Source organism: Hymenobacter norwichensis DSM 15439, assembly GCF_000420705.1.
Classification (GTDB): domain Bacteria; phylum Bacteroidota; class Bacteroidia; order Cytophagales; family Hymenobacteraceae; genus Hymenobacter; species Hymenobacter norwichensis.
This window is the reverse complement of sequence record NZ_ATVL01000009.1, coordinates 35,822-50,842: the sequence shown is the minus strand read 5'-3', so window position 1 is coordinate 50,842 and position 15,021 is coordinate 35,822. Positions and strand designations below refer to the sequence as shown.

Here is a 15,021-nt window from a genome sequence, read left to right as displayed (position 1 = left end):
AAGAAAAAGGAGTAAGCAAATGATTAGCGCAACTGATAGATGTCAACCAGTTCCTTGATGTCGGTGAGCGGCCGGGTTGGAGGAGGCAGCCCAGGTGGAAGAGGCTGTTTGGCGATAGATTGAAAATATAACACGCAGGCATCGCGCCACCACAGGGCTTCACGGTGCTGCACGCGCAGCCGAGCAGCCACATCGGTATATAATTCCGGGTCGAGGGACGGTTTGGCTTGCTCCCACTGCCGCTGCATCCAAAGCACCGAGTCGGCGCCGGTGTAGTAGCGGGTGGTAAGTTCGTTCCAGAGGGTACGGCCGGTGCTGAGTGGCTGCGTCCAGGGCACATGATGAAACCAGAGCAGGTAATTAACCGGACAGGTAGCCGGACTTGCCCACACCTGCTGAGCACCCGGTGAATACAAGGCCAAGGCATTAGAGCCGGTGGCAGTGCGGTCGAAACCTAGTCCTTCGGCATCAGCCTTGTGGTAGTACACAGCTGTCCAATCAGGGCGGGCACTTTTCGCTAGCCAAGGCTCAGGACCGTAGTGCAGATTCTGACCCATAATGTGATGCAGGCCCAGCGGCATGGTATAGCGCACGTATATATTGCGCGACTGATTGAGCACTTGCGTTACGGCGGCCACAGCGGTAGGCTCCCGCGTCAGGGTCATACGAGTCCATTCGTCGGCAATGGCTTCGGAACTGAGCGTGTGGTCCCAGGCAAGCCGTCCGTAGGAGTACCAGTTGGCCTGTCCTACGGGGTGGCCGGTCCAATTCCGGTCGGAGCCGATATTGGCCACGCCGGCAATGGCGCTAATGTTATGCTTGTCTAGGCTGCCATCTACCACCTTGGCCACCGTTGAGCCCTTGCCCTGCGCGTAAGTGTCTCCTTCCAGGCACTCTTTGATAAGCGGCCCCAGATACACAAGGTGGGTAGCAAAGCCCAGATACTCTTGGGTCAGTTGCACTTCCAGCACCAGAGGAGTGCGCGGCATAGCTCCAAACAGTGGATGAAATGGCTCCCGCGCCTGAAAATCAATCGGGCCGTTTTTCACTTGAACCAGCACCTTATCGGCAAACTGGCCATCAAGCGGTTTGAAGTCTTCGTAGGCTTGTTTGAACCGGTCGCCGCTGCCAGCTTTATACACGAAAGCGCGCCACATAACAATACCGTCGTGGCTGCCAAGGCTTTGGGCCAGCATGTTAGCCCCATCGGCGTGAGTGCGGCCGTAGTCCTGCGGGCCGGGCTCCCCTTCTGAGTTGGCCTTTACCAGAAAGCCCCCAAAGTCGGGAATAACCTTGTAGATTTCGTTGGTCCGGGCCACCCACCAAGCTTTCACTTTGGGGTCAAGCGGATCAGAAGTTGGCAAGCCACCAATAACCTTAGGCGCGGCCCAGAACACCGACAGATACACCCGCTGGCCGTAGGGCCGCAATACGCCGGCCACAGCGGCTACCTTTCGCACGTACTCGTCGGTGAGGTAGCGGGCACTGGCATTTACGTTGTTGAGCACCACGCCATTGATGCCTATAGAGGCGTTGGCCCGGGCATAATCCTGATAGCGCGGGTCGATTACCTCAGGCAACTCCTGCCACTTCCAGATACTGGAGCCTGCATATCCACGCTCTACTGTGCCGTTAGGGTTGTCCCAATGATTAAGCATCCGATACTGAATGCGGGGCTGGCTAGTTAGGGCCAGCTTGTTAGGCAGCTGACCGGTTTGCACGTGGCGTAGTAGCGCGAAGCAGCCGTAAAGCACCGCGGCTTCCGAGGGACCGGTAATTACTAGGCCGTTCTTTTCGGTAACTACTCGGTAGCCTTCTTTGCCTAGCGTGGGGTCGGCGGCCACCCGTAATTGGACGTAGCCCTTACCACCCGATGCCGCTACCGGCACCGGGCGGCCCAGCAAGCCTTGCAGCCCGAGTTGCAGCTCGTGCGCCGCTGTTTGCAGGGTAGCGTTGGAACCACCTACGGCAATGCCCCGCACCTGCTCTTGCCAGCTGGCGCGCAGCTTGGCATCTGCCAATTGGTCGTATTTCAACCACAAGCGGTAGCCATCGTCGGCGTAGCCCTGCAAATGGGTGCCAACGCAAAGCGAAACAAGCAGCAGAAAACGAAGTAGCATAAGGTGAGGAAGGCAGGGCAGCAAAGAAGAGCGGAGTATTTACACGAAGCGGGACACCGAACTATCGGCGAAGTGCCGCTCCGGCGGGTATTGCTTGACCTCTAGTAAGGCGCGGCGGATACCTAATTCCAACCCGCGCAGTTCAGCCAGCCCCCGGAGCCGACCGATGGCTGAGTAGCCAGGGTATGTGCGTTTCTGCAGGTCGTCAAGCATTTGATGGCCGTGGTCGGGGCGCATAGGTAGCTCGGGGTTACCGTTGCCGCTTTGGGCACGGCGTAGCTCCTCTTGCACCAGCGCTTTCACCACAGCATACATATCCACATCGCCAGTGAGGTGGTCGGCCTCATGGAAGTTGCGCGGGTTTTCTTCGCGCTTAGTGGCCCGCAGGTGTACAAAATGAATGCGGGAACCGAAACGCTGCACTATACCAGGTAAGTCGTTGTCGGGGCGGACGCCCAGGGAGCCAGTACAGAATGCGAGGCCATTTGCCGGCGAATCGTAAGCGGCTAGCAACCCTTGCAGATCGGCTTCCGTGCTTACTACGCGAGGCAAACCCAGCAACGGGTACGGCGGGTCGTCGGGGTGGATGCAGAGATTGACGCCTACCTCTTCGGCAACAGGCCCTACTTCACGCAGGAAATAGTAAAGATTTTCGCGTAATACATCGGCACTGATAGCTGCGTACTCATTCAGCAACGCTTGAAAGCCAGACAGCTCAAAAGCCTCTTCCGAACCTGGTAGCCCGAGCAGCACCGTATTGGTTAGTTCAGCTACTGCGGTTTCACTCATGCTTGTAAACTGCTCGCGGGCAGCCATTGCTACGGTGGGCTCATAGTCGGCCTCGGCCCCAGAGCGCTGCAAGATGCACAAGTCAAAAACAGCGAAATCCTGCCATACAAACCGTAAAGCCCGGGAGCCATCAGGCATTTCGTAGCTCAGATTGGTACGCGACCAATCCAGCACCGGCATAAAGTTGTAGCACACCGTACGGATTCCGCAAGCCGCTAGGTTACGCAACGACTCCTTATAGTTTTCTAGGTACTGTGCGCGAGTTGGCAGTCCTTTCTTGATGTCTTCGTGTACGGGCAGGCTTTCTACTACCGCCCAGTGCAAAGGAGAGGATTGCGCGTTGTCTGCTTCAACAAGTTGCTGGCGCCGCTGAATTTCCTCGACAGGCCACACCGCCCCTACTGGCAACTGATGGAGCGCCGTGACTACTCCCACACAACCAGCCTGCCGCAGTGCCAACAGAGGAGTTGGGTCGTTAGGGCCGAACCAGCGCATTGTATTCAGCATCGGGATTATTAAAAAAGCACAATTATTGATTTTCGACTGCAACAGGTTCGATACAAGACTCTAAAAACGTTTAATAAGCTGTTATCAGAGTTGTAGCGAGTGCTCACTCTCGAAGGTAAAGCAATAGAAAATATTTTCTAGCGACAAAAAACGCTCAGATGTATTGTTTTCTAAATTAAACTACCGGAATCGTTACCGAAAACGTTTTCGGTAGATAGCAATTAAATAGTTGCACTTAATTATTTTTTTGTTAGATTATCTTAGAATAATCGAACCGCCCCGTTACCTTCCCCTCCCACCCTCTTCTGTGGTGTTTGCCAATAATACCATTTTTTCTATGATCAAATGCCTGAAGTGCAACTCGGTTGGTGAAGTCATCAGAGCCGGGTTTATTCGGGGGCAGCAACGTTTCTTCTGCAAAGCCTGCCACTCTCATTTCACCGATCCTAAATCACAGCCCCTACCTGATCGAAAGATTCGCCAAACTACCATTAGCGACGTAGCTAAGGTATTGGGCGTAGCACCTTCCACTGTATCGAGGGCGCTGAACGGGCATTCTGATATCAACCTGAATACTCGGCAAGCTATTATAGAGGTAGCCCGGCAGCTCGACTACCAGCCTAATTTATTGGCGCAGAGCCTAAAGAGCAGTGAAAGCAATACCATTGGCGTAGTTATTCCCGACATTGAGCGACCATTTTTCGCCACGGCTGTTAGCGGGATTCAGCAAGTAGCGGCCGAGGCGGGCTACCGGGTTATCATCTGTCAGTCCAAGGAATCGTACGCCACGGAGGTCAGCAATGTGCAGGCCTTGATTGCCAGCCGGGTAGATGGGCTTCTCATCTGCCACTCGCGCGAAACCGAAAATTTCGACCATGTCAAGCAGCACGCCAGCCGGGGCATTCCCATTGTGCATTTTGATAGGGTATGCAACGAAATAAACAGCGCTCAGGTGGTACTCGACGACTGGGGTGGCGCATACGCCGTAACTGAGCATCTTATTCAGGAAGGCTGCCAGCGCATTGCTATTTTGGCCGGGCCCGAGTCGTTGCTGATTAGCAAACAGCGCATTGGAGGCTACCAGAATGCATTGCGCCACTACCATCAACTTATCCAGCCAGAGTATGTCGTTCACAGCGACTTCCAACCCAACTCGGCGGTGGCGGCACTGGATGCGTGGCTAGCACTACCACAACCGCCCGATGCCATTTTCGCCATCAACTACCGCAATGCCTTTGACCTCATACAGGCCCTCAAACAACGTGGCTTGCGCGTACCCCAGGACATGGCCGTGGCCGGTTTCGGCAATGAGTTTTTGGCGGCATTGGTAGAACCTAGTCTTACTACTATCAACCTGCACCCCTACCGCGTGGGCCAGCACGCGGCGCGCTTGTTTTTGGAGCAAGTACAGCAGCAAGATGCATTTCAGGCGCGCACATTTGTAGTTACCGGCGACCTGATTATCCGGCAATCTTCCCTGAAAGGAGCTGAAAGTTTCTTCCAGCTTGAGCTCTAGCAACATGCCCCGACAAATACAGCGCTACGGCTGTATTTGTCGGGGCATGTTGCTAGAGCCTCTTTGCTTAGCTTGGAACGTCAGAAGCCTTTTTTAAGCGCTATTCCTAGGGATTAATGAGTTCCAAGCCACCGTCGGGTTTACGCTTCAGCTCGGTTACTTTCACGTTGCGGAGCCAGGTTTTGCCCGATAGTTCGGTGTCGTGATAGAAGATGTACCATTTGCCATTCACTTCTACAATCGAGTGGTGCGTAGTCCAGCCTTCCACAGGGTTCATCAGCACGCCCTGGTACGTGAAAGGGCCGTACGGCGAGTCGCCGGTGGCATATACCAGCAGGTGCGTGTCGCCGGTGGAATAAGAGAAGTAGTATTTACCGTTGTATTTGTGCATCCAGCCGCCCTCAAAAAAGCGGTGCTGGTTGTCGCCCGATAGGAATGGCTTGCCATCCTGCCCCAGAATCTGCACTTCTTTCACAGGCTCGGCGAAGCTCAGCATGTCGTCGGAGAGGCGCGCCATCTTCGGGCCGAGGGCAGTTTCTTTGGGACCAGGCTCCTGCTCCTTCGGCTTGCTGCCATCGTATTTGCCGGTGCGCCAGCGTTGAAGCTGTCCGCCCCAGATACCACCCACATACATATACGACTTGCCATCAGTATCAGTAAATACGGCGGGGTCGATGCTCATGCTGCCGGCTATGGGCTTGGGCTCCGCCTTAAATGGGCCAGTGGGCGACTTGCTGGTGGCAACACCGATGCGGAAGATGTCCTGCTTATCCTTCACCGGAAAATACAGGTAATACGTGCCATTTTTGAAAGCAGCATCCGGCGCCCACAATTGCCGCCCAGCCCACGGAATATCCTTGGTATCCAGCGCTACGCCGTGGTCGGTTACCTTACCGCCTATACTATCCATGGAGAGAATATGGTAGTCGCGCATGGCGAAATGGTCGCCGTTGTCGTTTTCCGGCATCCCCGTTTCAATATCGTGCGACGGATACACGTAGATTTTGCCGTTGAACACGTGAGCCGAGGGGTCGGCCGTATAAATAGTGGAAATCAGCGGCTTAGCTAGATACTTTTTACCAGTGGATGTGGCACTATCCTTGGCCGTTGGCTCTTGGGCAGTGGCCTCAGTGGTTTCGGCGGGCTTGGCTTTATTGTCGCAGCTGCTAAGCAAAGCCAAAGAGGCTGCTAAGGCAGCAGATAGGACGGGCATCGACGATGCAGGGTGGATTTTGAACAACAAGGGGTGAAGGGTTAGAGTGGGAATCAGCTACTGACGTGACGGGCACAAGGCAGCGAAACAAGCTGAAAACAGGAATTACAATTGCTACATCGAGCTATGCGGCGCTTCGTTGCGGCTTTAGGTAACGTAGTTTCGGTGGATTTGTGGCCCTGGCAGTAGCGCCAAATATAGCCTTCGGCAAGACGCGGCAAACTGCTTCAACTGCATTATTCCCGCAGAAAAACTACTGAATCGATTGTGGTAGACAAAGTAAGTAACGACTCACCTTATCTAACCACCTATCTTTTCCACTAGAGGTATGGCAGCGTATAGCTGATGCAGCAGCGGTACTTAGTTTAAAGTAGTTGGCAACTATCAGCGCTTCTCTCGGACTGCTAAACGGATATCTACCACGCTGATGCGGAGGATTTCTCACCGCCCTTGCAACTGCCACCGAGCATCAGTGCCGTTAGCCACCAGCTGGTTAAGTAAGTGTCAGTGTCCCTGCGTACTTAATTATAATAACGTATGAAGGTAGTAGCGCCACAGCCCAGTCCTTCAGCGGCTACGTGCGCCACTACTGCATCTTGAGCGTCAGTATATATAGCTGCACTCAGCCCCCTATATATCACCGAAAAAATGGCAGGAATAGAAGCGGCAATTATGGTTCGGGTACCACATTTTGCGGTGCCGTTGCCGGTCAGAACATACTACCCGCCCATCAGCGCTGGCTACCGCGCCGCTAGCCGGCTGATAGGTTGGTAACGAGTAAACTCCACCTCGGGCGCCAGGTAACCGGCCCGTATGGGCTCTTCGCGCAGCAAATCGGTGCTCAGATACTTCTTGTTACTGTCGCAGAGCAACGTTACCACGGTAGCCTCAGGCCCCAGTTGCGCCGCCAGCCGGATGGCCCCGATGACGTTGGCTCCCGAGGAAATACCTACGGCCAAGCCGAGTTGGGTGGCCAGCTTCTGGGCCATCAGAATAGCGTCGCCGTCGTGGGCCTGCACCACTTCATCGAGCTTATCAAGGTGCAGCAGCGCCGGAATGAACTCGTCGGAAATACCTTGAATGCGGTGTGAACCCACTTTGTAGCCGGTAGTTAGCGTCGGCGACTCGGCCGGCTCCAGCGGATGGATGCGCACGGCTGAGTTCTGGGTGCGCAAATAGTTGCCGACGCCCATCACGGTGCCACCGGTGCCTACGCCCGCCACAAAAGCATCGGGGGTATGCCCGAGACGTTGAAGTTGCTGCCAGATTTCGGGGCCGGTGGTGCGGGCGTGGGCCTCCGCGTTGAGGTGGTTTTCAAACTGCCGGGGCAGAAACACGTCTGTCCGTGCCGCCGCCAGCTCCTCGGCCAGTTTGATGCTCCCCAGAAAGCCGCCTTCTGCTTTGCTTACTAGCGTAATGTCGGCGCCTAGGCTACGGATGATATTCACCCGCTCGGCGCTCAGCCAATCGGGCATCAGGATGCGGACCGGGTGGCCCAGGGCCCGCCCAATGGCGGCAAAGGCAATGCCGGTGTTGCCGCTGGTGGCTTCCACAATAGTGTCACCGGGCTTGATGGCACCGGTTTTGTAGGCTTTCTGCAAGATGTGCAGCGCCATCCGGTCTTTGAGGCTACCCGTGAGGTTGTAATGCTCGCACTTCACGTAGATGCGGCCGGGCTGGCCCTGGTAGCAATAGTGCAGTTCCAGCATGGGCGTGTTGCCCACCAAATGCCACAGGTGGTTGAACTTCTCGGTTAGCTCTTCTAACAAACAACAGCCAGCAGACTGCTTGTACGCATCGGCAACGCTGTTTTTGAAGGTAACGGGGCGGTTGGTAACTACGGCCGATACCTGCCGGGCAGCAGTGGACCGGCTACCAATGAGAAAGGAAGTGGAAACGGCACGAGGAGTGCAAGTGACAACGGTCATGACAGCAAGGAATAAGGTGAAAACACGAATTCCGCTACTTTACCCCGCAAGCACTCCATCAAGAACTCTTATCGAAAGGGCATAAAAAAGCCCTCCCGACAAGTCAGAAGAGCAGCATCCTGTTTCGATGAGCATCTTTCAACTTATCTTCTCCCAAACCAGCCGAAGCTGCCCTGGAACAGGATTTAGCACCTGGTATTACTACTGGTTGCTAAGGCATCATAGGGCCTGTCCCTCCGCCTTTCTTGATAAGTACTCCGGTGAAGGAGCGTGCCGTAAATGTAAGCACGAAAAGCAGTTGCGCAAGAAATCATTAAAAAATCGGCCCGCCAGCTTTCGGTTGAGGCCCGGCGGCCGGCGGGCAGACTACGCCGCTAAGGCCGCGCTTGGCCTGCTGCGGCTTCATACAGTTCCACTTCCACTAAACCCAACGTACCCACCGGGCCGGGCTTGTCGGTGACGGCGGTGGGCACTTTTTCGGGCACTAGCTCCTTGATATTGTAAGCGTCTTGACTGCGGCTTGTGCCGGTCAGCTCAATGCGCACCGCCTGGCCGGTCTGGGCCGGGAAGGTGGCCGTGAAGTACCCCAGGTTTCGTTCGGTATTACCCCGGAAAGCCTCCTTGCCATTTACCAGAATGCGAATCGGATAGATGCTGGAGCGCCAGCCGGTAAGCTTCATAGCTACTTCGCTGATGGCGGCAGGGCGGGCCAATTCATACTGAATCCAGGCGCCGGGCTGGCCTTTCTCGCTGATCCACTCCGACAGTTCGTTGTCGTCGTAGCTCAGGGCGGCGTTGGCGGCGTTGGAGCTGGCAGCCACTTTGCTGATGGCCACTGGTATTCGTGACACGGTGAAGGATGGCGTGGCGGGCGTGGGGCCCCGGCGTAGGTTACCCGGCAAGTCAACGCCGGGTAGTTGCTCAGCCAAACCATTTCTCTGTGGCGTAGCTTTCGATTTCAAGCTTACTTCAGCAGGTTTCAGGCCGGTGGCGGTGGCCGTTAGCTTGATAGTGCCCGCCTGCGGGGTGGTACGCACCAGCACCCGGTTCACACCACCTTCCACGGGCAGACTTTTGGCTAAAATATAGTTGTCGGGGCCCTGGGCGAGGCCGCCGCGCCACTCAGCAGGGCCGGCCAGCGTGAAGTTCACCATATCGAGGGCGGTGGGGCAGCGGCGGCCCTGAGCATCCACCACTTCCACCTGCACCAAGGCCAAGTCGGCGCCGTTGGCTTGCAGGCCGCTGGGACTGGTGTTGGCAGTGAGTTTGAGGGCCACGGGCGCGCCGGCGGTTTGGTGTTCGGCCTCACTCGTTTTTCGGCCCTGCGCATCGTAGCTGACGGCTTGGATAGTGCCTGGCTGCCACTGCACATCCTTAAACGTGTACAGAAAACGGTGGCTCGGCGCGCCGAATCTCAACGACTTGCCATTCAACAGCAACTCCACTTTCTCGCCGTTGGAAACCACAAACACGTCTTTCTTTACCCTGTCTTTGTAGTTCCAGTGACCCATGATGTGGGTGCGGGCCCGCTCGGAATCCACCCAGCCGTCCCACATGACCTGGTGGGCATAAAAACCGTCTTTGGCAATGCGCAGGGCGTCTACTTCACCGCTACGGCGGTAGTTTTCGGCGCCGCGGTAGTGGGTGTTGGTGTCACTGAACACGATGTTGACACCGCCCGAACTCACCCGCTTGCCAGTGCCGGGCCGCTCGTGCCAATAGTCGTACCAGCGCATCACGTTTTCACGGGCGTGGGCGTCTTGGTTGTGGTTGTACTCTGCGGCGCTGGCACCTTTGTAAAGCGGCCCCTCCCCTTCTTTGTGGTAGGGCGGCGAAAACTCGTCCCAGTACTTGCGCAATCCTTCGTCGCGGGAGTATTCCATGGCCCACATCGGGTGCTTGGCGCTCTTGTTGATGTAAAGCATTTCGCCGCCGTATTCGGCTTCGTCGATATCCAGCATTTCCCTAGAGCCAATGGCCCGGCCGCCGTGCGGGTCGTATTTGTCTCGAATGGCCTTTAGCTCCAGCATGTGCTCGGTGCTGATGCTTTCATTGCCCCCTTCATAAAACACCACGCTGGGGTTGTTGCGGTTGTAGATGATGGCCTCGCGCATCAGCGCGGTGCGCTGGGTCCAGCGCGGCCCGGTTACGTCCTTTTCGGCGTCGCCGGCGGGCATGGCTTGCAGCAGCCCCACCCGGTCGCAAGATTCTATATCCTGCTTCCAGGGCGTGACGTGCATCCAGCGGACCAGGTTGGCGTTGCTTTCCACCATCAGGCCGTTGCTGTAGTCGGAAAGCCAGGCCGGTACCGATAGGCCCACGGCGGGCCACTCGTTGCTGGTGCGCTGGGCGTAGCCGTGCATCTGAAGCACTCGGTCGTTGAGCTTCACCAGGCCGTTGCCGAACTCGGTTTTGCGGAATCCGGTGCGAGTGGTTACCACGTCGGTAGGCTTGCCGTTCACTTTCAGTACGGTGTGCACCGTGTAGAGGTAGCCGTAGCCCCAGCTCCAAAAATTCAGGCCACTGAGGCGGGCACTAGCCGAAACCACCTTGGTTTCGCCGGGCTGCAAGGTGGTGGCCGGGCCAGCGAAGGTTTTCACCGGCTTCCCGGCAGCGTCTTCTACCTGCACTTCATACTCGAAGGTACGGGCCTTAACGTCCTCGTTCACCACCTGCGCTTCGGCCGTAACGGTGGCTTCGCGGGCCGGAATGTTGAAATCCTGAGCGTACACGTACACGCCGGTGGTGCTAAGGCCGGCGTAAAGCGGCAGGGTTTGGTGCAGTGGCTCTACTACATGCAAATACACGTTTTTGGGGATGCCGCCGTAGTTAGCGTTGAAGTTGCGGTTACTCCACTGGTAGCTTTGGCCGCTCTTTTTCTCCTTATAATCCCAGTCGTTGTTGGTGCGCACAGCCAGCACGTTTTCCTGGCCGGCTGGCTTCAGGTACTTCGTGATGTCGAAGCCAAAGGCCATCACGCCGTTTTCGTGCTCACCTACCAACTGTCCGTTCACATACACCTGGCCGTGTTGGCGCACACCTTCAAACTCCACCAGCACTTTCTTGCTGGCCGCCGATTTGGGTAGCCGAAAGTGCTTGCGGTACCAAGCAATGCCCGTGCTCAGGTCTTTGATGTCTTTCCGAAACGCTTCATTCTCGTTCCAGGCCCAGGGCAGCGTTACCGGTTTCCAGCGCTTATCATCAAAGCCTACAGCCTCGGCCCCAGCCACTTCGCCCACATACACTTTCCAGGTGGGGTTGAAGTTGTACTTGTGGCGCGCACTGGCCGGTAGCGCGGCCTGGGTTTGGGGGCCGGCTGCAATAATCAGCAGCATTACGAGCAGTTCATAACGCCAGGCAGCGGCTATTGAGGAACAAGCTGGAAGCATAAGGAAGTGGTGGATTGGCAGGAACACCTCAAGGACGTGAACCTAATCAACGCCTCCCTCCTGTACTCTGCGGTTGCTCCCACCTACGGCCTCAAATACTACCGAATGCTTGAGCTTCTACCCACAAAAAAAGCCCCGACAACGGCCGGAGCTTCTTTCACGAAAACTGTTTTAAAGTCGACGGAACGTACTATTTGCTTTCGTCTACGGGTTTGCCTTGCTGATGCATGTTGGCGGCCACCAGGTTATCGGGAAGGACGTTGCTGACTGCTACTTGCACCTTGTTCTTGAAGCCGGACACCACTTTGTCTTTGCCGGCCAACAAAGCTTCGTAGCCGTCCTTAGCCACTTCGGCGGGGTCGGCTTTGCTACCTTCGGCCACTAGCTTCGACTGTGTCATGTCGGCTTTGTTGAAGAAGTCGGTATCCGTCACGCCGGGCAGCAGAGCCGTAATCAGCACGCCGCTGTCTTTCACTTCTTCGCGTACAGCTTCCGTAAACGACGTTACGAAGGCCTTGGTGCCGTGGTACACCGACTGTAACGGCCCTGGCAGCTCGCCACCGATACTGGACACTTGCAAAATCTTGCCAGCACCGCGGGCTATCATCTCCTTGAGATAGAGCTTGGTAAACGTCACGTAGGCCCCAATGTTAAGCTGAATAATGTCCAGCTCCCGGTTGATGTCGGTTTCCACAAATTCGCCGTACTGGCCTTGCCCGGCGTCGTTCACCAGGGCTTCAATTTGAATGCCTTTGGCTTTGATTTCGTCGTACACATCAAAGGGAGCCTGCCGCTGAAACAGGTCTTTGGCGATGGTTTCCACCTGCACACCGTATTGTTGCCGAAACTTGGCGGCGGCGCTGTCTAGCTCTTGCTGGTTGCGGGCTACCAGCACTAGGTTATAGTGGTCTTGGGCAAATAGTTTGGCCAGTTCATAGCCAATGCCGCTGGTACCGCCGGTAATGAGAGCATATTTCTGATTGTCTGCCATAGCTTGCAAAAGTTGGATTGTTTGATCAGTATTGGGTTTACGCCACCCGCAACGGCCTCGTTCTGAACAGTAGGCAGTAAAATATTGCAGCTTCAGCGTCTTTTGGGGCTTCATCAGCTACAGATGGTGCCACTATGTCTCCAACGAAACGTGGCTCCACCTGCTAGATCCAAGCCGTTAACCATTCGCTTCGCCTATAGCTAGCTGTGGATGATACGCCGGCATATATCTGGCACGAAAAACAGAACACAGGATTATCACATGAAAAATTCATACAAAACCATGAGGTATTCGCTGAGTATCGGTGCTATATTTCCGTTCGGAATCCTTGCAGCCGTTCCTGTTGCTCTTTGTTTCGCCTATCATACACTCCACACTTGCATGCTCACTTCTACTACCGCTTCTGTTTCCACTCATGCCGTTTCAGCGGGCCATCGCCTCGATTTTGAGATGCTGCCCGGCTACTTTGCTTACATCTACCGTCGGCAGCCGCAGCAAGCGTGGCAGTGCGTGGCTCGCAACGCGTGCAGCCCCTACTTTGACCATACCGCCGGTAGGGCCGGTTTGCAGCCTGAATACGTAGTGTGCTACTGCGACGCAGCCGGCACCGTCAAGGCGTCGCGCGCCGTATCTGCTACTCCCAATAGCTTCGCTGCCTAGCTTGGCCAACCGTCTAACTTAAGGCTGAAAACCGGCTGAAAACCAATGGAAAGCAGCCGCGCGCTGCGGTTTATGCCATAGGCGTTACTGTGGTGTGCTTGCACTTAGCCTTACTCCGGTAGCTACTCCACCTTGCCCAGCCACCAGCACGTAGCTGGGCAAGGAGAGGCCTACCTCGGCGCTAACCGTTATTTTGGCGGCGCTATGAATCGTTTCGACCGTATTACTGCCATTCTGGTACAGTTGCAAGCCCGCCGCGTGGTGAAGGGGCAAGAGCTATCGGAGCGGTTTGGCGTGAGCTTACGCACCATCTACCGCGACTTACGCACGCTGGAAGAAGCTGGCGTGCCGCTGTGCGGTGAGGCAGGCGTGGGCTATTCGCTGGCCGATGGCTACCGGTTGCCCCCGGTGATGTTCACCCGCGAAGAAGCCACAGCCCTTATCACTGCTGAAAAGCTGGCGATACAACTGACAGATGCCCACACCGCCGAGCTCAGCCGAAGCGCCATGGACAAGCTGCGCGCGGTCCTGCGCCGCCCCGACCGGGACTATGTGGAAGAACTGAGCCCGCGCATCACGATTCTCGCCAGCCGGCAGCCGCACTTGGCCATCCCGCTCACACCCAATACGCACCAACTATTGCTCTCGGGTATTGCCAACCACCAAGTAGTGGCGCTTGACTACCGGGCCGGCTACCACGGCGTGGCTTCCCGTCGCGACGTCGAGCCGATTGGTATCTATTTCGGGCAGTATTGGCATGTGGTAGCATTTTGCCGCCTGCGTCAGGAGTACCGCGACTTTCGCCTCGACCGGATTGCGCAGCTTCACCTCCGCGACGAGCAATTTCAGCCGCGGCCGGAAACGCTGCAATCGTACTGGCAGCAGTTGGCCGAGCAGCATCAGCACCAGCGGGTGGTGGTGCGGTTTGCGCCGGAAGCCATGCCGCACGTGGAGGAAAACAAACACTACTTCGGGTGGGCCCACGAGCAGCAGCTAGCTAGTGGCTGGGTGGAAATCACCTTCCTGACCGGCCGCCCCGACTACCTAGCCCGGTGGCTGATGCTATTTCCAGGCCAGATTACGGTGGTTTCGCCGGCTACTTTACATCAGCAAATTCGGGAGTTAGCGCGGGCTGCATACGAATGCTTTCAAAAGCAACAGCCTGCGGGGTAAAGGGCGGCAGGAGTTAGCAGAAATATTTCGAGGCTGGTGCTTTCTACTGACACAGGGCTGTCAGTAAGGCCCACTAGGTTTGGGTCATCATCAACCAAATCCTTTCCTGCTATGCTTACCGAAACCCTAGCTCCCCTGGCCCAAGCCCTGTTGCCTGAACTCGCCGACGAACTGCAAGCCACCCGGCGCGTGCTGGCGCGGGTTCCTGAAGCACAGCTCAATTGGCAGCCCCACCCCAAGTCGATGACACTGGGTGTGCTGGTTTCACACATCACCGACTTGATGGGCGGCATCGAAAACACGCTCCATACTACCAGTATTGATGTAGCGCAGTTTGCAAACGAAGCCGACGAGCTGACAACCACTCAGCAGCTACTCGACCGGCTCGATGCCCACAGCGCGGCAGCCCAAGCCGCAATTACCGCCGCCTCCCCCTCCGACTTCGAGCAGCTGTGGAGCCTTTGTAGCGGCGAGCAGGTGCTGTTGCGCCAAACCCGCGCCGAAATCATTCGGCACCTTATCAGCCACACGGTTCACCACCGCGGCCAGCTCAGCGTGTATCTGCGCCTACTCGACGTGCCCGTACCCTCCATTTACGGCCCCTCCGCCGACGAGCCTATGTTTGCGGGCTAAGCTAAAGGTCCAGTAAGTGGTGTTGCTCTACAACCTACGTACTAGCCGAACGCAATAGAATATATTGCGCGTCTCTATATCGTACTGAACTCAAGCACTGTA

General features: G+C 56.3%; 10 protein-coding genes and 1 riboswitch. Of the genes, 4 read left to right on the top strand and 6 right to left on the bottom strand.

All coding sequences use genetic code 11. From position 1 onward, the window contains the following. Positions 1–23: 23 nt before the first annotated feature. Positions 24–2,120, bottom strand: coding sequence for an alpha-glucuronidase family glycosyl hydrolase (locus G536_RS0115315; RefSeq protein ID WP_022824485.1), 2,097 nt, complete (start codon positions 2,118–2,120; stop codon positions 24–26). 39 nt (positions 2,121–2,159) lie between these two features. Next, positions 2,160–3,416, bottom strand: coding sequence for a mannonate dehydratase (gene uxuA, locus G536_RS28155; RefSeq protein ID WP_245575841.1), 1,257 nt, complete (start codon positions 3,414–3,416; stop codon positions 2,160–2,162). Between the two features lie 337 nt (positions 3,417–3,753). Here uxuA and G536_RS28150 point away from each other — a divergent pair, with 337 nt between their 5' ends. Beyond that, positions 3,754–4,932, top strand: coding sequence for a LacI family DNA-binding transcriptional regulator (locus G536_RS28150; RefSeq protein ID WP_033370398.1), 1,179 nt, complete (start codon positions 3,754–3,756; stop codon positions 4,930–4,932). Positions 4,933–5,038: 106 nt separating this feature from the next. On the opposite strand, the gene G536_RS0115300 is transcribed toward G536_RS28150, so the two are convergent. The 4 genes from G536_RS0115300 to G536_RS0115285 form a co-directional block, all read right to left on the bottom strand. Continuing rightward, entirely contained in the window at positions 5,039–6,145 is a 1,107-nt protein-coding gene (locus G536_RS0115300; protein WP_051166985.1) for a glycoside hydrolase family 43 protein, read from the bottom strand. Positions 6,146–6,885: 740 nt separating this feature from the next. Next, the gene (locus tag G536_RS0115295; protein ID WP_022824481.1) at positions 6,886–8,073 is read right to left on the bottom strand and encodes a PLP-dependent cysteine synthase family protein; all 1,188 of its coding nucleotides are present in this window, start codon (positions 8,071–8,073) and stop codon (positions 6,886–6,888) included. Between the two features lie 140 nt (positions 8,074–8,213). Further along, a riboswitch (SAM riboswitch) is annotated at positions 8,214–8,328 on the bottom strand. A gap of 119 nt (positions 8,329–8,447) precedes the next feature. Then, positions 8,448–11,462, bottom strand: a complete 3,015-nt coding sequence (locus G536_RS28145) for a glycoside hydrolase family 2 protein (RefSeq protein ID WP_084708641.1) — start codon at positions 11,460–11,462, stop codon at positions 8,448–8,450. A gap of 190 nt (positions 11,463–11,652) precedes the next feature. Next, complete coding sequence (locus G536_RS0115285) at positions 11,653–12,453, bottom strand: SDR family NAD(P)-dependent oxidoreductase (protein ID WP_022824479.1); 801 nt, start codon at positions 12,451–12,453, stop codon at positions 11,653–11,655. Between the two features lie 381 nt (positions 12,454–12,834). On the opposite strand from G536_RS0115285, the gene G536_RS0115280 reads away from it, so the two are divergent. The 3 genes from G536_RS0115280 to G536_RS0115270 all read left to right on the top strand — a co-directional run bounded on the left by G536_RS0115280 (position 12,835) and on the right by G536_RS0115270 (position 14,919). After that, positions 12,835–13,113 (top strand): hypothetical protein, encoded by a 279-nt coding sequence (locus tag G536_RS0115280; RefSeq protein WP_022824478.1) that lies wholly within the window; start codon positions 12,835–12,837, stop codon positions 13,111–13,113. 204 nt (positions 13,114–13,317) lie between these two features. After that, positions 13,318–14,286 (top strand): helix-turn-helix transcriptional regulator, encoded by a 969-nt coding sequence (locus G536_RS0115275; RefSeq protein ID WP_026880224.1) that lies wholly within the window; start codon positions 13,318–13,320, stop codon positions 14,284–14,286. 111 nt (positions 14,287–14,397) lie between these two features. Next, a complete protein-coding gene (locus G536_RS0115270) occupies positions 14,398–14,919 on the top strand; it encodes a DinB family protein (RefSeq protein ID WP_022824476.1) in 522 nt (173 codons plus the stop codon). Positions 14,920–15,021 lie beyond the last annotated feature (102 nt).